At 59.4% G+C, this 25,541-nt stretch carries 13 protein-coding genes and 1 other RNA gene; 10 read left to right on the forward strand and 4 right to left on the reverse strand.

The window, feature by feature from the left end:
- Window positions 1-41 precede the first annotated feature (41 nt).
- A complete protein-coding gene (locus tag ACFE70_RS04620; protein WP_375416547.1) occupies window positions 42-2,339 on the reverse strand; it encodes a glycoside hydrolase family 3 C-terminal domain-containing protein in 2,298 nt (765 codons plus the stop codon).
- A 582-nt stretch (window positions 2,340-2,921) separates the two neighbouring features.
- Between ACFE70_RS04620 and ACFE70_RS04625 the strand changes: the two genes are divergently transcribed.
- The 6 genes from ACFE70_RS04625 to ACFE70_RS04650 all read left to right on the forward strand — a co-directional run bounded on the left by ACFE70_RS04625 (window position 2,922) and on the right by ACFE70_RS04650 (window position 14,065).
- The gene (locus ACFE70_RS04625) at window positions 2,922-4,370 is read left to right on the forward strand and encodes a carbohydrate-binding protein (protein WP_375416548.1); all 1,449 of its coding nucleotides are present in this window, start codon (window positions 2,922-2,924) and stop codon (window positions 4,368-4,370) included.
- 81 nt (window positions 4,371-4,451) lie between these two features.
- Window positions 4,452-4,847: a T9SS type A sorting domain-containing protein gene (locus ACFE70_RS04630; RefSeq protein ID WP_375416549.1), complete on the forward strand. Its 396-nt coding sequence runs from the start codon at window positions 4,452-4,454 to the stop codon at window positions 4,845-4,847.
- A 49-nt stretch (window positions 4,848-4,896) separates the two neighbouring features.
- On the forward strand, window positions 4,897-6,822 hold the full coding sequence (locus ACFE70_RS04635) for a cellulase family glycosylhydrolase (RefSeq protein WP_375416550.1): 1,926 nt from the start codon (window positions 4,897-4,899) through the stop codon (window positions 6,820-6,822).
- An 87-nt stretch (window positions 6,823-6,909) separates the two neighbouring features.
- Window positions 6,910-8,895: a 7TM diverse intracellular signaling domain-containing protein gene (locus tag ACFE70_RS04640; RefSeq protein WP_375416551.1), complete on the forward strand. Its 1,986-nt coding sequence runs from the start codon at window positions 6,910-6,912 to the stop codon at window positions 8,893-8,895.
- 391 nt (window positions 8,896-9,286) lie between these two features.
- Window positions 9,287-12,502 (forward strand): SusC/RagA family TonB-linked outer membrane protein, encoded by a 3,216-nt coding sequence (locus ACFE70_RS04645; protein WP_375416552.1) that lies wholly within the window; start codon window positions 9,287-9,289, stop codon window positions 12,500-12,502.
- Between the two features lie 42 nt (window positions 12,503-12,544).
- Window positions 12,545-14,065, forward strand: a complete 1,521-nt coding sequence (locus ACFE70_RS04650) for a RagB/SusD family nutrient uptake outer membrane protein (RefSeq protein WP_375416553.1) — start codon at window positions 12,545-12,547, stop codon at window positions 14,063-14,065.
- Window positions 14,066-14,503: 438 nt separating this feature from the next.
- Here ACFE70_RS04650 and ACFE70_RS04655 read toward each other — a convergent pair whose 3' ends face one another.
- From ACFE70_RS04655 to ssrA, 3 genes are all read right to left on the reverse strand, one after another.
- Window positions 14,504-16,000 carry a glycoside hydrolase family 30 beta sandwich domain-containing protein gene (locus ACFE70_RS04655; RefSeq protein ID WP_375416554.1) on the reverse strand — a complete coding sequence of 499 codons (1,497 nt, stop codon included), beginning with the start codon at window positions 15,998-16,000 and terminating at the stop codon, window positions 14,504-14,506.
- A gap of 29 nt (window positions 16,001-16,029) precedes the next feature.
- Entirely contained in the window at window positions 16,030-17,472 is a 1,443-nt protein-coding gene (locus ACFE70_RS04660) for a glycoside hydrolase family 30 beta sandwich domain-containing protein (RefSeq protein WP_375416555.1), read from the reverse strand.
- A 366-nt stretch (window positions 17,473-17,838) separates the two neighbouring features.
- Window positions 17,839-18,209: a transfer-messenger RNA gene (ssrA, locus tag ACFE70_RS04665) on the reverse strand.
- 288 nt (window positions 18,210-18,497) lie between these two features.
- Between ssrA and ACFE70_RS04670 the strand changes: the two genes are divergently transcribed.
- The 4 genes from ACFE70_RS04670 to icd form a co-directional block, all read left to right on the forward strand.
- Window positions 18,498-20,720, forward strand: coding sequence for a DNA polymerase III subunit gamma/tau (locus ACFE70_RS04670; protein WP_375416556.1), 2,223 nt, complete (start codon window positions 18,498-18,500; stop codon window positions 20,718-20,720).
- A 144-nt stretch (window positions 20,721-20,864) separates the two neighbouring features.
- Complete coding sequence (locus ACFE70_RS04675) at window positions 20,865-21,044, forward strand: hypothetical protein (RefSeq protein ID WP_375416557.1); 180 nt, start codon at window positions 20,865-20,867, stop codon at window positions 21,042-21,044.
- A complete protein-coding gene (locus tag ACFE70_RS04680) occupies window positions 21,041-24,082 on the forward strand; it encodes a M16 family metallopeptidase (protein ID WP_375416558.1) in 3,042 nt (1,013 codons plus the stop codon). The genes ACFE70_RS04675 and ACFE70_RS04680 overlap by 4 nt, the downstream gene beginning before the upstream one ends.
- A gap of 212 nt (window positions 24,083-24,294) precedes the next feature.
- On the forward strand, window positions 24,295-25,541 hold a 1,247-nt coding region (gene icd, locus ACFE70_RS04685), incomplete at its 3' end, for an NADP-dependent isocitrate dehydrogenase (RefSeq protein ID WP_375416559.1).

Below are 25,541 nucleotides of genomic sequence, written 5' to 3' on the forward strand. Positions count from 1 at the left end.
TTGCGCCTCTACCTTGTCAGACAAGTAACGCAAACTGCTTCTTATAAGGTTACGCCGCCGGTCAGGCGAATGTCGCGCGAGGAACTGCCCACCAGCACGTCGAACTTGCCCGGCTCTAGCGTCCATTGCTTTTTGGCCTCGCTATAAAACTGAAAGGCGTTCGTATCCAGCGTCAGGGTTACAGTTTTGCTCTCGCCGGGCTTGAGGAAGACTTTCTGGAAGCCCTTCAGCTCCTTTTCCGGGCGCTTCACGCTGGCCTGCTGGTCATGCAGGTACACCTGCACGACTTCGGCGCCAGCCGTTTTGCCGGAGTTGGTCACGGTGAGCTTCACAGTGGCGCTTTGCTTGCCGGGCGTCACGCTCAGGCCGCTGTACTTGAAGGTGGTGTAGCTCAGGCCGTGGCCGAAGGCGAATTGCGGCGCTACCTTATAGGTGTCGTAGTAGCGATAGCCCACGTAGATATCATCCTTATAAAACTGCTTGAGCGCGTTGCCGGGCGTGCTCGGGTACTCGCCCAGCTTGTGGGCCGGCGAATCTTCCAGCTTCACGGGGAAGGTGAAGGGCAGCTTGCCCGAAGGGTTCACGTCGCCAAATAGCACGTGCGCAATCGCATTGCCGCCTTCCATACCCGGATACCAGGCCTCGACAATAGCCTTGGCCGAGCCGGCGAAGGCCGACACGTCAATAGGACCGCCGTTCATGAGCACCACTACCGTGTTGGGGTTGGCCTGGAGCACGGCCCGCAGCAGCTCTTCCTGGCCGAAGGGCATCTTCAAATCGGGCTTGTCCACGGCCTCAGCGTCGTAAGCGTTGTCGTCCCACTTGCTGTAGTCGTAGCCGTGAAACGAGCCGCCGACGTAGATGACGACCTCAGCGGCTTTAGCGGCGGCCACGGCCTCGGCAATCAGCGCCGGGTCAGCCTGCTGGCCGCGGGCAATCTTGTAGCCGGGCGCGAAGGTGATAGTGGCCTGGCCCAGCTCATTCTTCAGGCCTTGCAGGGGCGTAATCTCATACTTGGCCTTGACCTGCGCGCTGCCGCCGCCCAGCGCATTCTCACGCGTCGCGTTGGCCCCGATGACGGCCACCCGCTTCACGGACTTTGGGAGGGGTAGGACATTACCGTCATTCTTAAGCAGCACGATGCCTTCCTCGGCCACTTTCAGGGCCGTGGCCTGGTGCTCCTTGGTGTTGTAAGCGCCCGGCTGGCGCTTGGCGCCATCCAGCATGTTGGTGGCGTACATCACGCGCAGGATGCGCCGCACCTTGTCGTCAATCAGCGGCACCACCGTCGGGTCTTTTTTTGCGACCTCCAACACGGGGTCGGCCAGGAAAAAGCGGTCGTAGAGCGAACGGACGGGGGCAGGGGCGCCACCGGCCGTGGCTGATGCCGCGGCTGCTGACTGGTCAACGCTGCCGTACATCAGGGACAGGTCGGTGCCCATTTCCAGGTCGGTGCCGTTGCGCAAGGCTTTCTGGGTGTCGTGCACCGAGCCCCAGTCGCTGATGACCAGGCCCTGAAAGCCCCATTCCTTTTTCAGAATGTCGTTCATCAGGTAAGCATTCTCGGTGGCCCAGGTGCCTCGAAACTTGTTGTAGGAGCCCATCAGCGTGTACACCCCCGCCTGCTGCACGGCGGCCTTGAAGCCGGGCAGGTAGATTTCACGCAGCGCCCGCTCGCTCATATCCACGTCGATGTCGTTGCGATGGGTTTCCTGGTTGTTGGCCGCGTAGTGCTTCACGCAGGCTGACACGCCCTGGTCCTGCACGCCCTTGATGTAGCCGACCACCATACGCGAAACCAGGAAGGGGTCTTCGCTCAGGTACTCAAAGTTGCGCCCGTTGAGCGGCGCACGAATAATGTTGATGCCCGGCCCTAGGATGATGTCCTTGCCGCGGGCGTTGGCCTCGGAGCCCAGCACCGCCCCGTAGGCGTAGCCCAGCTCCGGGTTCCAGGTCGAGGCCAGCGTGTTGTTGGTGGGCAGGTAGGTGCCGGCATCGTTGGCGCCCACGGGCGGTTTCCAGTTGCGGCCCTGCTCCGAGCGCACGCCGTGCGGCCCATCCGACGTCATCAGCTCCGGAATGCCCAGCCGCTCGATGCCGCCAGCGGCAAAGGCGGAGTTGGCATGAATCATTTTTACCTTCTCCTCCAGCGTCATCTTCTGAAGCAGGGCGTTGATTTTGGCGTCGTTGGCCGTCAGCACCGTTGGCCGGCCGGGCGTGGCAACTGATTTTTTCATCGGCGCAGTAGGCTTGGTTTGAGCCGCGCAGGGGCTGGTCGCCAGGGCGCCGCACAGGGCCGAGCCTAGCAAGACCGTAAATCGAAAGGGTGGGTGAGACATGAAAGGGAGAAAAGAGAATTTGATGATAGCCGGGTGAACGCGCTGGCGGCCCACACCCACAACTAATGGCTGGTCGGCCGGCAAGGCCGGGCAGGGTGCTGGTGCCCGGCGGACTGACGCCCACTCCTGCGGCAGGCTAAGCCGGCCAACCTCGCCGCTGCCGGGTGCTAACTCGGTCGCGGCGTTAGGTACGGCAAAAGCTCGTAATAAAATGAGGCAATTCACCGATTTTTTACGTGTTTTTTAAGCTAGTGTGACCAAGGGACAACTGGCCGACAATTTTGGCTGGGAGCGGGCCGAAGACACCTATTCGGGATGTGCCCTAGGTGTATAGGCGCTTAGCAATCTGAGTTGCCAAGCCCCGGCGGCACTGAGGTCAGCGCGTTGTTTTACCGGCCGGGCAGCTGATATTTGGCTAGGCTGCCTGAGAAGCCCGGCCAATCAGAGCGGCCCGCAGCGGGCAGCGGCCAGGAGCTATTAGCCTTGAGCAGTACCCCCGACGGCAGCTTTCGACTGCCTGATTTCGATTGCCTTACTTCCCTACCCCTCTACTTTTCCCTAACCCCTCCCACCCTATTACCTATGAAAAAAAATCCTACCTCCGTCATCCTGCTGGGCGCCGCCGCGCTCACCCTGCTCGGTTCGGGCACCGTTCAGAGCCAGACATATCAGCAGGTCTGGGCCGATGAGTTCAATGGGAGCATCAGTTCGAGTTGGCAATTTGAGACCGGCGGCGGCGGCTGGGGCAACAACGAAAAGCAGTATTACCAGCGGGCCAATGCCACGGTAACGGCCAGCGAGCTGCTTATCACGGCCAGAAAAGAGAACGTGGGCGGGATGCCCTACACCTCGGCCCGCATGAAAACGCAGGGTCTCAAGGAGTTCACCTTCGGGAAGATTGAGGCGCGCATCAAGATGCCGCTGGGCCAGGGCCTGTGGCCGGCGTTCTGGATGCTGGGCGCCAACATCAACACCGTGAGTTGGCCCAGGTGCGGCGAGCTTGACATCATGGAGCACGTCAATGCCGATAACAAGGTCTACGGCACCGTGCACTGGGACAACAACGGCCACGCCGAGTACGGTGGCAGCACCATTACGACGCCGGCCAGCTACCACGTGTATAGCATCGAGTGGACGCCAACTTTCATCAAGTGGTTTGTCGATGGCGTGCAGTTCCACACCATTGATATCACCAACGGCGTGGGCGGCACCGACGAGTTTCAGCGCCCTTTCTTCCTCTTGCTCAACCTGGCTGTGGCCGGCAACTGGCCCGGCCAGACCGTGGACGAGACCAAGCTGCCCGCCACGATGGCCGTGGACTACGTGCGCGTGTATCAGCTGACGAGTGCGCCCGCCCCAGCCCCCACCGCCACGCTCCTGCAGGCCGAGGCCTTCAGCAGTATGAGCGGCGTGCAGGTGGAGGCATGCAGCGACACCGGCGGCGGCCAGGACGTGGGCTGGATTGATGCCAGGGACTGGCTGGCTTACAACAACGTGAACTTCCCGACCTCCGGCTCCTACCTCGTTGAGTACCGCGTGGCCAGCCCCGGCGGCGGCAGCTTGTCGTCGGACCTGAACGGCGGTGCCACCCAGCTGGGCAGCCTAGCCGTGCCGGCCACCGGCGGCTGGCAGACCTGGCGGACCATCTCGCAGACGGTGAACGTGAACGCGGGCACCTACAACTTCGGTGTCTTTGCCCAAACCGGCGGCTGGAATCTGAACTGGATTCGCATCAGCAAGAGCGGCACCAGCGCCCGCGGCCTGGCGCCCGCGGCGGGCGGGCCCACCTTGGCCGGTGAGCGGGGGGTAGGGATTTACCCGAACCCGGTCGCTGACCGGCTGAAGCTGGCCGCCGGGCCGGAGCTGGCGGGCAGCGCCTACCAGATTCTGGACGCCACGGGCCGGGTGCGCAGCCGGGGCACCATCAGCCAAGATGGACTGGACGTGTCGGCGCTGCCGGCCGGCTCCTACACGCTACGGCTCAGCCCCAAAGCCGGGCCGACCACCAGCCGGCGTTTCAGCAAGCAGTAAGGTTGGTTTCAAGCAGCTACCTTTTTCTTTTATGAGCTGCGCACTTCCACTGACGACCTGACCTGGACCACCATTCACGCCGTGCTCAACGGCGACGGCGACGACATCAGTGGCCCACTGGGTGCCGTACGGACGCTATCTGCGTCCGTACGGCACCCAGTGGGCTACCAGCTACTACGGCTATTCGGCGCACAAAATAGAAGTATACGGCCCGCGATGGTGGTGCTGGCCACAAGAACCCAGACGGCCGCCGCGCTGGAAGTATACCCGAACCCGGCCACGGACCAGTTGCAGCTCAAATCAGCCCACCACCTCAAAAACAGCCAGTACCGCACTCAGGATGCGCGGGGCCGGCAGGTAGCGAGCGCGTCGGCTGACCCCAGCAGCGTGGATGGGTTAGCTTTGAAGCCGGGCGCTTACACGCCGTTGCTGACCGGGGACGGTCAGCGCCAGTTCAGCCGGCGCTTCAGCAAGTAAAAAAATGGCTAAACCAGCGCTTAACAGCCTTATTTCATCCTTGAACAAGATGCAGCTTCTTGCGTCAACTCGCCCAAAAAACCCGCAAAGCAGTGGCCCTTGGCGGCAACGCAGGGGGGTAGGCGCCGGGCTGTGCTTAGCGCTGGCGCTGCTGCTTAGCGGTGGGCCAGTCCTGGCGCAGCGCCTGAGCTGGCTGCGGGCGGCTGGCCCCCGGATAGTGGACGCTCGCGGCCGCGAGGTCGTGCTGCGGGGCTTCAACGTGGGCGGCTGGCTCTTGCAGGAAAGCTATATGCTCGGCACCGACACGCTCAACTGCCAGTGGCGCATCAAGCAGGGGCTGCTGCGCACCATGCCCGAGGCGGAGATGGAAGATTTTTACCGGCAGTACCGGGCCAATTTTATCAGCAAGGCCGACATCAATTTCCTGGCTAAACAAGGCTTCAACTGCGTGCGGCTGCCGTTTCACTACGACTTGTTTCTGACCGCCGCCCAGCGCCACGCCCGCACCGAGGCCCTGCGCCGCCCCAGTTCCGCCAACGTGACGGCCTACGTCGAGCAGCTCAGCGGCTGGTACGATAAAAATCAGCTCTTTACGGATAAAAAGCTAGAAGGCTTTCGCTACATCGACCAGGTGCTGAACTGGTGCGCCGCCAACCACATGTACGTGGTGCTGGACCTGCACGCTGCGCCCGGCGGCCAGGGCACCGACCGCAATATCAACGACAATTTCCTACCCCTCGATTTGTGGAAGCGCCGCGACGCCCAGGGCCGCGCCATCTATCAGGACATGACCGTGCGGCTGTGGGAAAAGCTGGCCGCCCGCTACAAAAAGGATGCGCGGGTGGCCATGTACGACTTTATTAATGAGCCGCACAACGTAAACCAAGCCAACGGCTTGTCGGCTGATAACCAGGAAATAAACGCGCTCTACTCCCGCCTGATTAACGCCGTGCGGGCCCAAGGCGACCCGCACCTGCTGCTGCTGGAAGGCAACGGCTACGGCAATGAGTACACTAATCTCACGCCCGACCGGCTGGCCAGCCAGGACAAAACCAACCTGGTTTATAACGCCCACCGCTACTGGTGCCCCAACGGCCCCGAAACCGCCGACCCCAACCCGAACCAAGTCAACCTGATTAAGAACCTGGCGGCTTTCCGCGAGCGGTGGCAGGTGCCGGTGTGGGTAGGCGAAACGGGTGAGAATTCTAACGAGTGGTTTGCCGCCGCCGTGCAAGGCCTTAATGCCCAGAGCATCGGCTGGTGCCACTGGAACATCAAGCGCGTGAACAGCCCGGCCAGTCTGCTGCGGGTGCAATCCTACGGCAACATCCTAACGGCGGCGGGCCGGGCGGGCCTGCTGCGCAACGTGCAGTTTGCCAACTGCCAGCCCAACCGCGACGTAGCCGCCGCCCTCACGCAGCCCGGCAGCTACTCCGCGCCCTTCGCCGCGCTGCGGGTGCCCGGCACCATCGCGGCGGCCGACTACGACCTGGGCCGGGCCGGCGTGGCGTACCAGGATGACTTTTCGGCCAAAATCGACTACCGCGACAACACGCCTTGGAACCAGGGCGGCGCCTACCGCAACGATGGCGTAGACGTTCAGGCCGGCCCCGACTCGGCGGCCCTGGGCGCCGCGGGTGGGGTAGGCAGCGGCTACGCCGTCAGCCAGCTCACGGCCGGCGAGTGGCTGCAATACACGGTGCGAGTGGTCACGCCTGGTCCCTACCAAGTGCAGCTGCGGCTGCGGCCGGCGGCGGTGCCGGGCCGGCTCACGTTGCGATTAGGAGATAAAGTAGTGGGCACAGTAGCTGTAAATCAGCAGCCTGGCAATCCTGCGTGGCAGACGCTCACCTTCACTACGCAGGCCTTGCCCGCGGGGCAGCAGCCGCTGCGGCTCTATATCGAGCAGCCCGTGGCTCAGCTAAGCTGGCTGCGGTTTGTGCCTGCTGATGCGGCTGGTACCAAAAGGCAGTAGGCGCTTATTCGGCGAGGCGCTGTATCTTGGAGACTTATGAAACCTACCATTTACTTTTCTTTGATTAGTAGCGCTAGGACTGAAGTTGTGAACCTGCTCCGATGCCTGCTGCTGAGCATTTGCCTGCTGCTGGGAGCCGCTGGCGCGGTAGCCGCCGATTCCCTACCCCCCCTGCCGCTGCAAGTGCGCTCCGGACTAGAGGAAGTTTTCGTGGAGCCGGCCCGCTATAGCGTTCTGGAAGACCTAACCGGGCAGCTTACCCTAGCCGACGTACGGCAGCCGGCGCGGGCGGCGCAGTTTCGGCGCGGCGACCAGCTGCCCGCCAGCATGACCCGGCCGGGAGCCGCTTACTGGTTGCGCCTCACGGTAGAGGCCCAGGGGCCACTGGCCGAGCACTGGTACCTGGAGCTGTTCGACTCGCACCTCAACGACATCGTATTCTACCCAGCCACTGCGACGGCCGCTGGCGCCGTGCGCACCGGCGCCGATTGGCGGCTGGACTCGCGCAAGTTTCCCTACAAAAACTTCCTCTTTGCCCTACCCCTGCTCTCCGACCAGACCCGCACCTTCTACGTGCGGCTGACGGCTAATTCTAAAGCCAGCTTCCTGAGTCGGCTGCGTACCGAGCAACGCTTGGCCGAGCACTTTCAGGCCGAATATGGCCTGCTCGGCGCCTTCTACGGGGTGCTGCTGATAATGCTGATTTATAATCTGTGCCTCTTCGTCTTCACTCAGGAGCAGACGTACCTGCGCTACGTGCTTTATGTGCTTAGCGCCGGTCTGGTCTTTTTATCGGAAGATGGGCTGGGATTTCAGTACCTATGGCCGGATTTTCCGGGCTTCAACCAGTGGATTATCGCCGGCTCGCCCATTCTGCTGCTGCTCACGTTCGGCTACTACGCCCGGCAGTTCCTGACCACTCCGCAGCGCCTGCCCCGCTACGACATCTGGCTGCGGCGAGTGGTGTGGCTGAGCGTGGGCTTGCTGCTGCTCGACACGCTGAGCCTGCACTCGGGCTGGGGCTTTTGGCTCTACCTGCTGCCCTACGGGATGCTCTACTACGCGGCGGTGCGGGTGTGGCAGCGGGGCTTTCGGCCGGCGCGGTTCTTCGTGCTGGCCCACGCGCTGGTGGCTCTCAGCGTGGGCTTTCTGATTCTGCGCAAGCTCGGCATCCACACGTTCACCAACACGGCCACTGTGTACAGCATGAATGTGGCGATGATAATTGAGGTGGTGGTGCTCTCCTACGCACTGGGCGAAAAAATCAAGGCTATCCAAAGTGCTACCCTGCGGGCCCAGGGCAAGCTGGTGAAGCAGCTGCGCAAAAAGCACCTGACCCAACACCAGCTAGTCGAGCAGCTCCGGCAAAATCAGGAGTTGAAGGACCAGCTCAATTCCGAGCTGGAAGAGCTGGTAGCCCGCCGTACCGACGAGCTGCGCCAGCAAAGCGAAACTATCACGGCCCAGAACCGGGAATTGCTGCAAGCTAACGCGTTGTTGGCGCTACAGTCGGCAGCGATTGAGAAGCTTAACCTCGACCTGGAGCGCGACTTGCACACCGCCAAAACGGCCCGCGTTTTAGCTCAGGAGGTTGATTTCGGTGAGTTCAGCCAGATTTATCCTGACAAAGATGCCTGTCTGACTTATTTAGCTACTTTGAAATGGGCCGACGGCTACCGCTGCCGCAAGTGCGGCTACGAGAAGTATTGCGACGGCCGTGAGCCTCACTCTCGCCGCTGCACCCGCTGCCGCTACGTCGAGTCAGCCACCGCCTATACGCTGTTGCAGAAATGCAAATTTCCTATCATCAAAGCTTTGTATGCCGCTTTTTTGATTTATTCGCATCAAGGCAACTACTCTTCGCAGGAGTTGTCCCGGCTGCTGGATTTGCGGCAGGGTACCTGTTGGAGCTTCAGCCAGAAAGTATCCGAAGCTATGCGGCGGCGGCGGCTGGCGCCTAATTTTGAGGAGCATGAAAGTTGGACCCAACTGTTGCTGGACCAGGCTGTCGGCTCCGACTATTCAGCTAGCGCAGACTCAGAAAAGCCGGAATCGTTTGCACAAACGAAATAATGCTGACCTTTAACAAGATTATTTAGCAGATTGTACGCTGATGTTACCCTTCTTTTATTGTTTTTTAGCCGTAAGTTCGCCTTGAGAACAAGAAGCCGTGGCCTTACCAATACTGCTGGGGTCACTGCCTTTTGTGTGATTTAAGTGAACCGGCGAACTAGCAGTAATACAAAAAACCACGTTTGGACTATTCACAAAGCTCTTTTTGCTCTTGCATTTCCGAAACAAGCTGTGATAAATTTGGGCTATTATAGCCTCTTTCCTCTGTTTTCAGCAACCGATTGCAGCAGTAATCGTGATCTAATACAGAAAAAGCTCGACCATTTCATTAATTTTTACTCCTTCTTGTCACCAATTAGCTAGCAAGTCCCACCTCAACTCCCAATTTTTCATGAACCGACCATTTTACTCGCAACTCCTCCTGCACCGGGCCCTGTGGCTGACGGCTTGCAGTGGGCTTGTACTAGCCGCGCCCGCCGCAGCTAGTACCCCCAAGCCGCTCAAACGGCCTATTACCAGCCAGTCCTCCTTAGCTGATGTTCCCGTGTCAGGCCGCGTTACTAGCGCCGATGGTGCTGGTCTACCCGGTGTAACTGTATTGGTGCGTGGCACCTCAATTGGTACCTCTACTAATGCCGACGGCAGCTTCTCACTAACAGCGCCCGAAGGCGGTACACTAGTGTTCAGCTACGTAGGCTTTAAAACTCAGGAAGCGGTCATCGGCTCCACCAATGTCATCAATGTGACCTTGGTAGCAGACGCACAGGCTCTTTCCGAAATAGTCGTCGTGGGCTATGGCACGCAGGAGCGGCAGAGCGTGACAGGCGCCGTTTCATCAGTCTCGGCCCGCGAAATTGCGTCGCAGCCGGTGGCTGACCCGGCTCAGGCTATTCAGGGTCGGGCCGCTGGCGTAACGGTCGTGTCCAACTCTGGCGCGCCGGGCGGTCTAGGCGGCACCTCGCTGCGGGTGCGCGGCGTCACGTCGGCCGGTAATAATAGCCCACTCTATGTGGTAGACGGCTTTCCGCTGCCATCTGCTACGGATGGCAATGGTAACCCGACTGGCACTGAGATTAACAACATCAACCCGAATGACATCGAGACCATCGACATTCTGAAAGATGCGTCGGCGACGGCTATCTACGGAGTACGAGCCGCTAATGGGGTAGTGCTTATCACCACTAAGCGGGGTAAGGCTGGCACGTCTAACATCAACTTTGATGCTTATTACGGAACGCAAAACGTGTGGCGCAAAGTTGGCTTGCTCAACGCTCAGCAGTACGCGGAGTTGAACAATGAGGCGCGCACCAATTACAATACGCAGTTTCCTGGCAACACGCCCTTAGCTCTTAATCCGCGCTTCAACACACCGGAGAAGATAGCAGCCCTGCCATCGACTAACTTCTTAGACGAGATTTTCCGCCAAGCCAAAATTCAGAACTACACTATTTCCGCCAACGGTGGCAGTGAAAAGGCACGCTATGCTGTTAGTGCGGGATACTTCCAGCAAGACGGTACCATCATCGGCTCCAGCTTCGAGCGCTACACGCTACGCACTAACGGTGAGGTGCAGCTCAACCGGGTGCTGAAGATTGGCAGCACACTCGGACTCAGCCACCAGGAAGAACGTCCGCTAGCCAACGAAAATAACGAGGTAGGCGGACCCATTCAGCTAGCCATTCAAGCGCCTTCGTTCGTACCGGCCTACAATCCCGATGGCAGCTACTACGAGTTCACCGCCGCAGATAATTATGGGGAGGAGAATCCAGTGACAGCGGCGTTGCGTCCCCGTAACAAGAACAACCGCAACCGGCTTACCACAACGTTTTATGCTGAACTAGAGCCGCTGAAGGGCTTACGCTTGCGCACTAACATTGGCGCCGACCTACAGTTCAACCAGAACGACCAGTTCTACCCCTCCATTGCTGGCTCCTCCAAGTACCAGGCTCAGAATGCGTCGGCAAGCACCAACACCAATTACAACCCGAGCTATCTGATTGAGAACACGGCCACATATGACCGGCTCTTCGCCGACAAGCATCAGTTTACCTTCCTGCTCGGACAATCGTCTCAGCAGTTCGACTACTTCTATTCAGGCGGCGGCCGGACTGGCTATCTTAACAACGCGCTGCCGCTAATTGATCAGGGTCCGATTAATGATAAGATTTCTAATTACGGTGGGAATGGTCGCAGCCGGCTAGCCAGTTACTTTGGTCGCCTCAACTACGAGTTTGCCGGCAAGTACCTGCTCTCGGCTACAGCTCGCTACGACGGCTCCTCGGCTTTTGCCAAAGGCAATAAATTTGGCTTCTTTCCGGGCGTATCAGTGGGCTGGCGCTTATCGGAAGAATCTTTCCTCAAGGACATTAGCTCAGTCAGCAACCTGAAGCTACGGGCTGGTTACGGCCGGGTAGGCAACCCGCTCAATGCGGGCGCTTTCGGCTACCTACCTACTATCAACGCCAACATTGGCAACACAGGCTATGTGTTCGGTACAGGCAGTCAAACCTTGGTAATTGGGGGCGCGCCTAGCCGACTACCAAACTCAGAACTGCGCTGGGAAAACAACGAGCAGTATAACCTGGGCCTGGACCTCGGTCTCGTTCAGAACCGGATTTCGGCTTCAGTAGATATTTATCAGCGCACCTCGCCGAACCTGCTGCTAAATGTGCCGGTTTCGCAGGTATCGGGTACTAGCGAAGCTATTGCCACCAACGCCGCTTCCGCCCGCAACCGGGGGGTAGATCTATCGCTCACCACTAACAATTTCGTGAGCGAGGGCAACGGTTTCAATTGGTCAACTACCCTGACTGTATCTGCTTACCGCAGTGAAGTTACATCGCTCGGCGTGGGCCGTCCCTTCAATGGGCAGGGCATTCGGGGTGGGCAAAACCTGGTGCGCTATGAGGAAGGGCAGCCCTTCGGGTCATTCTATGGCTATGTAGCCGACGGTATTATCCAAACGGCGGATGAGCTGGGTAGGCTGAATGCTACTTCTCCGACGAAATTTTATCAAAGCTCGGGCACAGCTCCAGGAGATATCAAGTTTCGGGACATCAATGGCGATGGCGTGGTTAACGGCAATGACCGGGCCTTCATTGGCAATCCTAATCCTGATTTCACATATGGCCTCAACAACACGGTTAGCTTCAAAGGTTTTGACCTGAATGTATTCCTTCAGGGCTCACAAGGCAACGACGTGTATAACCTGAACCGCTACTACCTTGATGGGGGCTTAGCAGCGGCTACCAACGCTGGCACCGTCGCGCTGGACCGCTGGACACCGACTAACACGAACACCAACATCCCCCGTGCCGTCTCCAACGACCCCAACGAGAACAACCGCATTTCCAGCCAGTATGTGGAAGATGGCTCTTACATGCGTATCAAGCTGCTCACCCTAGGCTACACGCTGCCTACCTCCCTGCTGAGTGCCATGCACAGTCAGCGCATCCGGGTATACGTGAGCGCCCAGAACCTACTGACCGTCACTGGGTACGACGGGTTTGACCCGGAACTAGGCAACCAGGGCAATAGCCTTGGAGTTGACCGTGGCATTTATCCGCAGTCGCGTACCTTCCTGGCCGGCATTAATGTTGGCTTCTAAACGGTTCGGCGTTTAGCTCTTCACTTTTTAATTTCATTTATCATGCTACTGAATTCTCTATTTTCAATGAGAAAGCAAACCCTTGGCCTCGGCGCTGCTTTGCTCACGCTTGGGCTACTAAGCGGCTGCGGGGAAGAATACCTCGATTTGCAGCCGCGTAATGCTGTTTCGACTGAGGTTTTTTACAATACTCAGACCGATGCCATCCAAGCTACTACGGCCGCTTATTCCCAGCTGCAGAAGGATGGACTCTATGGCCATTCCCTGTGGGCAATGGACATCATGGCGGATAACTCCTTTGTGGGTGGTGGCGGCGCTGCCGACGGCATCGAGTTTCAGCAACTCGACAATTTTACCATCCCGGCCAGTAATCCCGTCATTACTCCCCTCTGGCAACGCACCTACCTAGGTATTGGAGCGGCCAACCAAGTACTGGCGCGGGTACCGGCTATTGAGATGGACGCCGACATTAAAAATCGGTGCCTAGGCGAAGCTGCGTTTCTGCGGGCCCTATACTATTTCTACCTGGTACGCTCGTTTGGCGATGTGCCGCTAGTGCTGACCCCTGCTGCTAGTGCGTCGGAAGTAGCTAATGTAACTCGCACGCCGGAGGCAGAAGTATATACCCAGATTGTGAAGGACTTACAGGATGCTATCATTAAGCTCGAAAAGTTTCCTACCTACACGGGCGAAAATGCAGGGCGGGCCGGCAGCTTATCGGCAATGGCGCTACTGGCGAAGGTGTACCTGACCCAGGGCGATATGGCTAATGCTGCTAAGCAGGCTCGACTGACCATCACAGCTTCGACGGCCGCCGGCAAAATGCTGAATCCTAACTACGGTGACAACTTCAACGTGGACAAGGAGAATGGTCCGGAATCCCTATTTGAAGTCCAGTACAAGAGCGGCCAGAACGCTTACACGACCGACGGTCCAGGCTCGGCAATCAACGAGTTCTGGGGCGCCCGCTTCTACACTGACACAACAACTGCCGCTCTTAAAGCTCTAGGTTATGTGGTGAGCGGTGGGGGCTATGGCTTCAATGTTCCTGAAAAGGAATTTGTAGAGGGCTACGAAGCCGGCGACTTGCGCAAAGCAGTGACGATTTTCGTGCCCGGCGATAAATACCCAGCTGGCCAAACCCAACCGGGTAGCCTGGAGGGCAACCCTAATGGATTTACCGTGCGCAAGTTTTTCGCCGGTACTCTATCAACCATCTGGGACTCACCGCTCAACGTGCCAGTACTACGCCTCGCTGAAGTGTATCTAATTCTGGCTGAAGCGGATCCTACATCGGCTGATGGTCTGAGTGGCATCAACTTGGTGCGGCGCCGGGCGGGCTTGCCTGCCCTGACTACCGTCACCAAGGAGGCTGTTCTCAAAGAGCGCCGCTACGAGTTGGCCTTTGAGATGGACCGCTGGTTCGATCTGAAGCGTACTAACACCTTAGTTAACAACCCCGAGCTAATCAAGAAGGGCATCAAGCCTTTCAACGACAAGCTGCCTATCCCACAGGCTGAGCGCGATGTTAATCCCAGTCTGACCCAGAATCCTGGCTATTAAGTCATAGCTTAAGGAGTATTACTTTAGCAAACAAAAACGTCCTGCCGTGACCGGCAGGACGTTTTTGTTTTAAGCTTTCTAGTTGTAATCTGGCATATAGGCCACCACTACTGTCATGCAACTATCAAAATTGTTGCTTCCTGCCCGCTTAGCCTGACCGGCTGACAAGCAACATTACGGTGACTTTGGTCAATGACGGGGAGTTGAAGGGAGTAGGGGCTTCTATCAAGCGCTTCGTGAGGAATAGGTAGGAGTGCAAGAGCAGGTTTATATGGCGATAATCCCTGAAGATCATCTCACACAGCTTGCCCGAAAAGCCCTCGGAACCATGCAGTTCTGAGGGCTTTTCGGGCAAGCTGTGTGAGACTGGCAGCACCCCACCCGCCTATCCCCTACCCCCTTCTACCCGGCGAAGGGGGGTAGGGAATCAGCCATCAGCTAGTTCACAACCAGCGTCATGATGGAGTGGGGCCGGCTGGTGGTGCTGGCGGCTTGGCCTTGCAGCCAAAGCTGGAAGGGCTGCTCCTTGTCGGTCTGGTTCATCACGACCACGGCCACTTTGCCGTCGGTGTTGACGAAGGCCGTGGTTTGGAGCACGTCGCGGCTGGCGGCGGTGGCCACGCGTCGGGCGCCGGGGCGGATAAACTTGGAGAAGTGGCCAATGTAGTAGTAGGCGTTGGTGTAGAGCAGCTGGCCGCTGCGCGTGTCTCCGATGAGCGGGGCGAAGCAGAAGTTGCCCACGTGGTTGGGGCCCCCGGTTTCGTCGAGCAGCACGTTCCAGTCGGTCCAGGCGACGGTGCCGGCGTTGAAATCGTTGATCATCGAATAGCCGTAGCGCTCGCCCAACTTCCAGTCGTTGATGCCCTCAAACTTGAAATTCTCGACGCAGCCTTCGGTGAAAATCAGATTTTTGTCGGGGTAGGTTTCGTGCACGCGGCGCAGGTTGTCGAACTGCATGGCGCTGCCGGTCCAGGTTTCGTACCAGTGAAAGCCCAGGCCCCAGTAGTATTTGCTGGCTTCGGGGTCGCCAAACAGGGTGCTGGCGCGCTGGTACGCGAGGTCGCGGTTGTGGTCCCAACCGATGAGCTTGCGGTCGCCGAGGCCACCCTTCTTCAAGGTTGGCCCCAGAAAGTTCTTCACGAAGTCGCGCTCCTCTTCGGCCGTAAACACGCACGATTCCCACTTCTGAGTCGCCATCGGCTCGTTCTGCACGCTCAGGCCCCAGACCGGGATGCCCTGCCGCTCATATTCCTTGATGAACTTGACGTAGTAGTTGGCCCAGAACTGGCGGGATTCGGGCCGCAGCTTGCCGCCTTGCAGCATCGAGTTATTGGTTTTCATCCAGGCTGGCGGGCTCCACGGGCTCACGTAGAGCGTGAGCTTGCCGCCGGTGGCCGCCTGAATCTGCTTGATGAACGGGATGCGAAACTGCTCGTCGTGCTTTACATTAAAGCTTTTCAGCTCGCGGTCATTATCGGCTACGTAGGTGTAGGAGCCGCTGGAAAAGTCGGAGCTGTGAATGGTGGTGCGCGCCAGGGTGTAGCCGATGCCGTTGATGGGGCTGTAATAGGCCTGAAGGAACTCCTGCTGCCGGGCCTTGGGCAGCTTGGCGAAGGTTTCGGCCGCCGCATCGGTCAGCGCCCCGCCAATACCGAGCATGGTTTGGAAGCGGTGCGAAGGGTCCACGAACACCGTGGGCTGGGTTTCGAGCGGCTGGGGCTGGGGCTGGAAGCTGAGCGTGCCGGTAGATGCCATCCGCAAATCGGTGCCGGCGGCCGTGGTGAAGACCTGCACCTGCCGGCCGGCCGCCGAGTAGGGCTTCACGCCAGCGGAGGGGAGTAGGGATTTGGCCGCGGCTTTTGGAGCAGTTTTTTGGGCCACTGCGGCCGGACCGATGCACGCGGCCAGCAGGGCCGCGGTAAGCGTTTTTTTCATGGGGTGGGGTAGGAAAAGGAAGCGAAAATTTACCAGACAAACGTACCCACGGCGCCACCCGCTAGCTGAGAATTCAACACCCGGCCGCGGTGGCGAATAGCCAACGCTTGAGCGCTGCTGGCAGGGTTAAGCACCACGAGCACAGTCTGGCCAGCGGGGGTTTTAAAGGCCACATTAGGCAGGCTGACCGGCCCGCTGCTGGCAATGCGCACTGAGCCGGGCCGCACGAATTTGGCGCCGTGGGCAATGCTGTAGTAAGCCGAGTTGCGCGTCACGGCGTCGCGGTCGAGGGTGATGGCGCCCAGGCAGGTGGTGCAGCCGCCGGGCGTATGCGGCTCATAGAGCGGGTTGGCGGCCAAGTTCCACTCCAGCACGTTGCGGCTCCAGTTGCGGGTGGCGCCGATGAGCAGGTTTTGCACGTGCCAGCCCAGGTCGGGGCCGAAGGTGCCGGGGCCGCCGGTCCACTGCTCGGTGAAGTACACGTTCTTGGTCGGGAAGGCGTCGTGCACCGCCGTCAGGGCCGAGATATCGCCGGCGTAGAGGTGGAAGGCCGAGCCATCGACGAAGGCGCTGGCCTCCGGGTCTTTCAGAATGGTGAGAGGGTAGTCGGGCCGGTCGGCGTTGTGGTCGTAGACAATAATTTTCGTGTCCAGCCCCGCCGTTCGCAGCGCCGGGCCCAGGTGCTTTTTCACAAACTCGGCCTGCTGCTCGGCCAGCATCAGCAGGCTGGGGTTGTTGCCGGGGTGCAGCGGCTCGTTCTGCACCGTGATGGCGTCGAGGCGGATGCCTTCGGCCTGCATCCCCCGCAAATACTTGACGAAGTAGCGGGCGTAGGCGTCATAAAACTCCGGCTTGAGCGAGCCGCCCTTACTCGCGCCATTCGTCTTCATCCACGGCGGCGGCGACCACGGCGAGCCCAGCAGCTTGAGGCTGGGGCTAATAGCCAGAATCTCCTTGAGCACCGGAATGAGCGCCGCTCGGTCGGGCGCCAAGCTGAATTTAGCCAGTGTGGGGTCGGTCTGCCCGGCCGGCAAATCGTCGTAGCTGAACACCTTGGCGTCCAGGTCAGAAGCCCCAATGCTCACCCGTAAGTAACTCACTCCGATGTGGTTGCCCTCGGTGCCGAACAGCTCTCGCAGCAGGGCCTGCCGCGCCGCCGGGCTCATGGCGTGCAGCAGCTGCGCGCTGCCGCCGGTCAGGCAGTAGCCGAAGCCGTCGATGGTCTGAAATGTCTGTTTGTCATCAACCTCGATAACCGACGCGCCGCTGCTCGGCGCCGCCGCGCTCCAGGCCAGCGCCGGCTGAAGCTGAAACAGCACCGACTTATCGGGCGTGGTGAGCCAGAGAGCGGCACTGGTGGCCAGGGTGGCGGGGTTCCTACCCGTAGGCGGGGTTGCTTTCTGACAGCCCGCGCTCAGTCCTACAACTAGCAACGAGGCCAGGGCACGAACAATCATAATGCGTTTCGACATTCCGGTCAGTAAGGGGAGGTAGGGAAAGTAAAAAGCCTGCTCAAAGTGTCGCAACTTAAGGCGGCCGGGACAGTAGAGTTAAGCCAAATATATTGGCTGGCGTCGTGGCAAGGCAAGTCAGCCAGCGCGGTGGCTGCCACCAGCGCGGCGCGCGGCCCGCTTACGGCACACGCCACTAATCGGCCTGACTACCTAAATTCCGCGCGAAGACCCCCACTGGCCCGTGGGCGGACAATTAAGAAACAATGAAAAAGCTGTTCCCTACCCCCCACTTCTGCCCAAAAGCCGGCTGATAACGCTGTTAAACAAAAAGGCTCTGAACCTAGTGATTCAGAGCCTTTTTGAAGGGGAGTTTGAAAAGTCAAACGGTGGAGCTGCAGGGATTCGAACCCTGGTCCAGACAAGGAAGCCGGCGGGCTTTCTACGTGCGTATCTATGCTTGGATTTTCGAAGTAGCTCAGGCGCACATCAGGCCCTTGAGATACCCTTAGAAGCAGTTGGGTTTCGCGCGCCAATCACTCCTCTCGACGCGCTATCTTCTACTTACGACGCCCCGAACTCTCAGGTGTAAAAGCTTACCCGAGCGGGACGATGGCAATTACTTAGTTCTGAACTAGGCAGCCATGGCGTAGGAATACTCGCCAGTTGTTGTTTGGGCGACTTTTTAACGGGAGATTCGTCCAACTCCCGGCACGCTTACCCGCGACTTGCGCAAGCTGTCAATTCCGGTCAGCCCCAAATTAGAAAGAACGAAGTGCCGGGTTTTCGACGCCCGGCGGGCCGCGAAGGTACGCGGTAGGGCAGCAGAACGCGGCCGGCAGCGAAAATGTTTCTTCGGGGCCAAGGGTGCCGGGAGAGCGGGTATCTTTGTTATTGCCTTTTGAAAGGCGGTCATGCTGAGCCCCGCGAAGCATCTCGTTCGGACAAGTAATCCTATCGTTGTTCTGACATGTGGATTAGTCAGCCTGCGAGATGCTTCGCTGCGCTCTGCATGACCGCACTTTTTGAGCTGATCAGTTAGACTTATGGACAATTTCGTTGTTTCGGCCCGCAAGTACCGGCCCGCCACGTTTCGCAGCGTCGTGGGGCAGCAGCACGTCACCACCACGCTGCAAAACGCCGTGCAGAGCCAGCACCTGGCGCAGGCGTTTCTGTTCTGCGGGCCGCGGGGGGTAGGGAAAACGACCTGCGCCCGCATCCTGGCCAAAACCATCAACTGCACCAACCTGCGCCCCGACACGGAGGCCTGCGGCGAGTGCGCCTCGTGCCGGGCCTTTCAGGAAAACGCCTCCTTCAACGTGCACGAGCTGGACGCAGCGTCCAACAACTCGGTCGAGGATATCCGCACCCTGGTCGAGCAGGTGCGCTACGCCCCGCAGGCCGGCAGCCGCTACAAAATCTACATCATCGACGAGGTGCACATGCTCTCGAACGCGGCCTTCAATGCGTTCCTTAAGACGCTGGAAGAGCCGCCGAGCTACGCCATCTTCATCCTCGCCACCACCGAGCGGCACAAGATTATCCCCACGATTCTCTCGCGCTGCCAGGTGTTTGACTTCAACCGGATTCGGGTTGAGGACATCCGCGAGCATCTGCGCTACGTGGCCGGGCAGGAGCACGTCACAGCCGAGGACGACGCGCTTCATCTACTAGCCCAGAAAGCCGACGGCGGCCTGCGCGACGCGCTAAGCATGTTCGACCAGATGGTGACGTTTGGCAGCAACAACCTGACTTACAAGGAGGTGGTGCAAAACCTGCACCTGCTGGATTACGACTATTATTTCCGGCTGGTCGAGGCGCTGACGGCGCAGAACCTGTCGGGTGCGCTGCTGCTGCTGCATGAAGTCGTGCAAAACGGCTTCGACCTGCACAACTTCGTGGTCGGCACGGCCGAGCATCTGCGCGGGCTGCTGGTCTGCAAGGACCCGGTGACGGTGCAGCTGCTGGAAGTGTCGGAGGGGCTGCGCCAGCGCTACGTGCAGCAGGCCCAGGCCGCGCCGCTGAGCTTCCTGCTCTCGGCCCTGAACCTGGTCAGCCAGTGCGACCAGGGCTTCAAGCAAGCCAAAAACCAGCGCCTGCACGTCGAGCTGACCCTGATGAAGCTGGCTTACCTGACCAGCGCCGTGGAGTTCGTGCGCGACCTGAGCCCGGCCACCCACGCCGCCGCTTCGACTAACGGCGAGGCCAAAAAAAAAACTAGCGACCTGAACGGCGCCGCCCCAGCCCTGAATAGCCATGTGGGCGCCACGTCCGTTTCAGCCGAAGCGGCGGCCACGCCCGCCCTGGCCGCTCCGGTCCCTACCCCCCTTGCTGCCGCCAAAGCCTCGGCAGTCGCACCGTCCGAAATGGCACCGCTGGCTGCCGCCATCCCGCCCCGGCCCGCCGTTCAAGCCGCGCCCCTTCCTCAACTCCCAACCCTTAACCCTCAATCCTCAACATTCCTCTCCGCCCCAGCGCCCGCCGATGGCCCCGAGCCGCTGCCCGTCGCCAGCGACGTCGAGGAGCTGCACCCGACCCTGAGCATCGAGCCGGAGCCGCCGGCCTCGCCCCTACCCCTCCCCGGCGGCCGGCACCAGCTGCGCGACACCGTGCCGCACGTCGAAACCGGTGAGGCCAGTATGCAGGGCCACGAGCCCGCGCCGGACCAGCAAGGTCCCCACGCCCGGCCCGTGGCGTTTCGAGACGCCGCTACCGCTGCCCCAGCTTACGCGCCGAGTCCGGCCCCGGCGGCGCCCGTGGCCCTGCCGCCGCGCCTGCCCAGCCTTGCCAACCGCATTCCCAGCCTCAACGACCTGCAAAGCCACCCGGCCACCGCGCCCGCACCAGGCGCGGCGGCTACCGGCGTGGCCGAGCCAGTCGCTGAACCTACCGGCCCCCTGGCGCCCGTCGACCCGGCCCTGCTTCAGCGCGTGTGGCGCGAGCTGGTCGAGGAGCGCCGCGCTCAGGACCGCATGAGCGAGTACACCGTACTTAACCGCCCGGTGCAGGCCAACGCCGAGCACGTCATCACGCTCGGCCTGGACAACGGCATTCAGGTTGACCAGTTTAATTATTTCCGGCAGGATTTTCTGGCCGAGCTGCGCCGCCGCACCGGCCACCCGCGCCTCAACGTGCAGCCCGAAATTGTGGCTGCCGCGCCCACGGCGAAGAAGCTTTATACTTCCAGCGATAAATTTGAGTATCTGGCCGGCAAGTTCCCCATGCTACAGGAGATGAAGCAGCGGCTGGGGCTGGACGCGGATTTTTAAAAGGTTGGCCCGAGTAATTTGAGTCAAACAGGCCGTCATGCAACACGCAGCGAAGTGAAGCACTTCGCTCGGGGAAGCAACCTGAGGCGTTGAACAACGAGTGGATTACTTCCCCAAGCGAGATGTCTCGCAAGCTCGACTGACATGACTGCCTTCCAGCCCGATTACTGCTGCCTGCGCGATGCTTCGCTCCACTTTGTTGCGCGCTGCATAACTGCCTTTTCACTGCTGTTTTATCCCAAAAAATCGTTTTTTATTCTTCTTCGCACCTTCTATCTTTGTTTTTTTATTGAAAGCCTTCATTTCCTGCTGGAAATTCTGTGAATAAACCCTTTCTGGTACTGTTTTCGGCTTTGGCCGCCCTGGGCCTGACCACGCAATGCCAGTCGAGCAAGCCGGCTGCGACGACAGCCGCTGCCGCTACGGCCCCTACCCCCCCTTCGGGCGCCAAACAGTATCCGTATGAGTCCGTGCCCAACGACCCGCTCGGCGTCCGGATTTATAAGCTCGACAATGGGCTGACCATTTATTTATCGGACTACAAAGACGCGCCGCGCATTCAAACCTACGTGGCCGTGCGCGCCGGCTCCAAGAACGACCCGGCTACCGCTACTGGCCTGGCTCACTACCTGGAGCACATGGTGTTCAAGGACACCTCGCGGCTCGGCACGCAGGATTGGTCGAAGGAGCAAGCCGAACTGGCCAAGATTGAGGCCCTGTACGAGGTGTACCGCGGGCAGCGCAACGACCCGGCGGCGCGCAAGAAAACCTACCATCAGATTGACTCGATTTCGGGCGTGGCGGCCAAGTACGCCGTGCCCAACGAGTACGACAAGGTGATGGGCACCATCGGCGCTAAAGACTCCAATGCCCATACCTCAAGCGAGGAGACGGTGTACCAGGAAGACATTCCGGCCAATCAGCTGGAAAAGTGGGCCGCCATTCAGAGCGAGCGAATGAAGGAGATGGTGCCGCGTTTGTTTCACACTGAGCTGGAAGCGGTATACGAGGAGAAAAACCGCGGGCTCGATTCGGATTTCAACAAGGAGTTTGAGGCGCTGAACACGGCCCTCTACCCGACCCATCCTTACGGCACGCAGACGACCATCGGCACGATTGAGCACCTGCAAAACCCGTCCATCACGGAGATTAGCAAGTATTTTGGCCAGTACTACGTGCCGAACAACGTGGCCCTGTGCCTGAGTGGCGACCTGGACTACGATGCAACCATCCGGTTGATTGACAAGTATTTCGGCCAATTGCCGAGCAAGCCGGTTCCCGCCTTCAACCCGCCCGTCGAGAAGCCTCTTACGGCTCCGGTTACCAAGCAAATTCTTGGCCCACAGGCCGAAAACGTGATGTTGGGCTACCGCCTGCCTGGCAAAGCCACCCGCGACGGCCTGCGCCTGCGGATGCTGGACAAGATTCTCACCAACGGCCAGGCTGGCCTCGTGGATTTGGATTTGAATCAGCAGCAGAAGGTGCTGCAAGCCGCTACGTTCACCGACCTTAACAACGACTACTCCACGCACGTCATCTACGGCACGCCGCGCGCGGGGCAAAAGCTGGAAGAGGTGCAAGCGCTGCTGCTGGGTGAAATTGAAAAGGTAAAAAAGGGCAACTTCCCGGACTGGCTGATTCCGGCCATCATCAATAACGAGAAGCTGACCCGCACCAAAAGCTACGAAAGCAATGAGGCCCGCGCCTCGGCCCTGTACGAGGCGTTTATCGAGCGCGTAAGCTGGGCGGATTATCTCAAGCAGCAGGACGATTTCGCCCAGATTACCAAGGCGGAAATCGTCAAGTTTGCCAATGATAATTACGGGCTGAACTACGTAGCCGTATTTAAGCGCACCGGCAAGGACCCGAACACGGTGAAAGTGGTGAAGCCCGCCATCACGCCGGTGCCGGCCAACCGCGACGCGGCCTCGGCTTTCTATAAGGAAGTGACGGCGCTGCCGAATACCGATTTGCAGCCGGTATTCGTGGATTATGAGAAGGATATTCAGCAGGCCAGCATCAAGCCTGGCCTACCCCTCTACTACACCAAGAACGACGAAAACGGGCTGTTCGACCTGTTTTACGTGCTCGACCTCGGCACCAACAACGACCCCAAATACGGCCTCGCCGCCGACTACCTGCAATACCTGGGCACTGGCAACTACTCGGCCGCGCAGTTGCAGCAGGAGTTCTACAAGCTCGGCTGCTCGTTCTCGGTCAGCAGCGGGCAGGACCGCATCTTCGTCAGCCTCAGCGGCTTGGATACCAACCTGGAGCCAGCGCTGAAGCTGTTTGAGCAACTGCTCAACGCGCCCAAGCCCGATGCCGCCGCGCTGAAAAACATGGTCGCCGGTGTGCTCAAGTCGCGCCAGGACGCCAAGCTCAGCAAGCAGGTCATTCTGAGCCAGGCGATGGTGAACTTCGCCAAGTATGGCCTGAAGAATCCGTTCACCAATAATCTTAGTGAGAAGGAGCTAAAGGCCCTGAAGCCAGAGCAGCTCACGGCCCTGATTCAGAAGCTGCCGAAGTTTGAGCATCGGGTATTGTACTATGGTCCTAGTCCGCTCAATGATGAGATAGTTGGAATTGGTACTGCGATTGTTGGCACTGGTGGGGCCACTGTGCAGGCAGTGAATCGTGGGATAAAGGGGACAATTGAAAGAAATCACCGCACGCCCGCCAAGCTACTCCCTACCCCCCCCGCTAAGGACTTTGCCGAGCTGCCGCTGAAAGACCGTAAAGTTTATTGGGCTGACTACAACATGGTGCAGGCCGAAATCCTGTTCCTGACCAAGGGCGACGTGTACGACAAGAACATCGTGCCCACGGTGAGCCTGTATAACGAGTATTTCGGCGGCGGCATGGGCAGCATCGTGTTTCAGGATTTGCGCGAGAGCAAGGCCCTGGCGTACTCAGCCTCGTCGCGCTACTCCAACGCCGACAAGCTCGGTCGCAGCTCCTACAACCTGAGCTACATCGGCACCCAGTCCGACAAGCTGCCCGAGGCAATGGCTGGCATGGAAGCCTTGCTGACCGATTTGCCCGTGGCCGAAGCCAACCTGAGCATCGCCAAAAACGCCATCCGCAACAGCATCGCTACGGAGCGCATCACGAAGGTGAACAAGCTGCTCAGCTACGAGCGCGCCAAGCGTTTGGGTTTGAATTACGACCTACGCCGCGACGTGTACGCGCAAACGCAAAATATGAGCTTCGCGGATTTGCAGAAGTTTCAGCAAGCCAAGATTAAAGGGCAGAGCCAGGTAATTCTGGTTATTGGCTCAAAAGACCGTTTGAATTTTAAGGAACTGGCGAAATATGGGCCGGTGAAGCAAGTTAGTTTGAAAGAGATTTTTGGGTATTAAGAACGTCAGGCAGCAGCAGTGAGAAAGGCAGTCATGCAGAGCGCAGTGAAGCATCTCGCTCGCAGCACTAACTCAATCGTTGGTTGCTCATTGATTACTACCCGCCCAAGATGCTTCGCTGCGCTCTGCATGACGTTCTACTATCCTTCAGCAAAATACTGCTGACAAATACCGAATCAAAAACAACCCCCGCAGTACAACTCCACACTCCAATGGCAGACCAGAAAATCACCATCAAAAACGGCAAGCTCACGGTTCCCGACAAACCCACCATCCCTTTCATCGAGGGCGACGGCACCGGGCCGGATATCTGGCGCGCCTCGAAAGCCGTGTTTGACGCCGCGGTGGAAAAAGCCTACGACGGCAAAAAGCAGCTGATGTGGAAGGAAGTGCTGGCCGGCGAGAAAGCCTACAAAGCCACCGGCAACTGGCTGCCCAACGAAACGCTCGACATCTTCCGTGAATTTCTGGTTGGCATCAAAGGCCCGCTCACGACCCCCGTCGGCGGCGGCATCCGCTCGCTGAACGTGGCCCTGCGGCAGGAGCTGGACCTGTATGCCTGCGTGCGGCCGGTACGCTATTTCGACGGCGTGCCTTCGCCGGTGAAGCGGCCGGAGCTAACCAACATGGTCATCTACCGCGAGAACACCGAGGATATCTACGCCGGCATCGAGTACATGAACGGCACGCCGCAGGCCCAGAAAATGCTCGAATTCCTGGTCGATGAGATGGGCGTGAAAAAGATTCGCTTCCCCGAAAGCTCGTCGTTCGGCATCAAGCCCGTCAGCAAGGAGGGCACCGAGCGGCTGGTGCGCGCGGCCATCAAGTACGCGCTGGAGCACAAGCTGCCGTCGGTGACGATTGTCCACAAGGGCAACATCATGAAGTTTACCGAAGGCGCCTTCAAAACCTGGGGCTACGAGCTGGCCGAGAAGGAGTTTGGCTCGAAGGTGTTCACGTGGGCGCAGTACGACAAAATCGTGGCCAAGCAGGGCACGGCCGTAGCCGATGCGCTGCAAAAGCAGGCCCAGGAGCAGGGCAAGCTCATCATCAAGGACAGCATCGCCGATGCCTTCTTGCAGCAGATTCTGCTGCGCCCGGCCGACTACTCGGTCATCGCCACGCTCAACCTGAACGGCGACTACGTGTCCGACGCGCTGGCCGCCATCGTGGGCGGCATCGGCATCGCGCCGGGCGCCAACATCAACTACGTCACGGGCCACGCCATCTTCGAGGCGACCCACGGCACGGCCCCCAAATACGCCAACCAGGACAAGGTAAACCCCGGCTCGGTGATTCTGAGCGGCGTGATGATGCTGGAGTACCTGGGCTGGAAAGAAGCCGCCGCCCTCATCATCAAAGGCTTGGAAGCCAGCATCAACAGCAAGCGCGTCACCTACGACTTCGAGCGGCAGATGGAAGGCGCCACGCTGCTAAAATGCTCGGAGTTCGGGCAGGA

The sequence above is a fragment of the uncultured Hymenobacter sp. genome, assembly GCF_964243305.1.
Classification (GTDB): domain Bacteria; phylum Bacteroidota; class Bacteroidia; order Cytophagales; family Hymenobacteraceae; genus Hymenobacter.

Coding starts and splice junctions, on each gene's coding strand:
- ACFE70_RS04620 (WP_375416547.1), bottom strand. CDS start 2,339: ATGTCTCACCCACCCTTTCGATTTACGGTCTTGCTAGGCTCGGCCCTG.
- ACFE70_RS04625 (WP_375416548.1), top strand. CDS start 2,922: ATGAAAAAAAATCCTACCTCCGTCATCCTGCTGGGCGCCGCCGCGCTC.
- ACFE70_RS04635 (WP_375416550.1), top strand. CDS start 4,897: ATGCAGCTTCTTGCGTCAACTCGCCCAAAAAACCCGCAAAGCAGTGGC.
- ACFE70_RS04645 (WP_375416552.1), top strand. CDS start 9,287: ATGAACCGACCATTTTACTCGCAACTCCTCCTGCACCGGGCCCTGTGG.
- ACFE70_RS04650 (WP_375416553.1), top strand. CDS start 12,545: ATGCTACTGAATTCTCTATTTTCAATGAGAAAGCAAACCCTTGGCCTC.
- ACFE70_RS04655 (WP_375416554.1), bottom strand. CDS start 16,000: ATGAAAAAAACGCTTACCGCGGCCCTGCTGGCCGCGTGCATCGGTCCG.
- ACFE70_RS04660 (WP_375416555.1), bottom strand. CDS start 17,472: ATGTCGAAACGCATTATGATTGTTCGTGCCCTGGCCTCGTTGCTAGTT.
- ACFE70_RS04670 (WP_375416556.1), top strand. CDS start 18,498: ATGGACAATTTCGTTGTTTCGGCCCGCAAGTACCGGCCCGCCACGTTT.
- ACFE70_RS04675 (WP_375416557.1), top strand. CDS start 20,865: ATGACTGCCTTCCAGCCCGATTACTGCTGCCTGCGCGATGCTTCGCTC.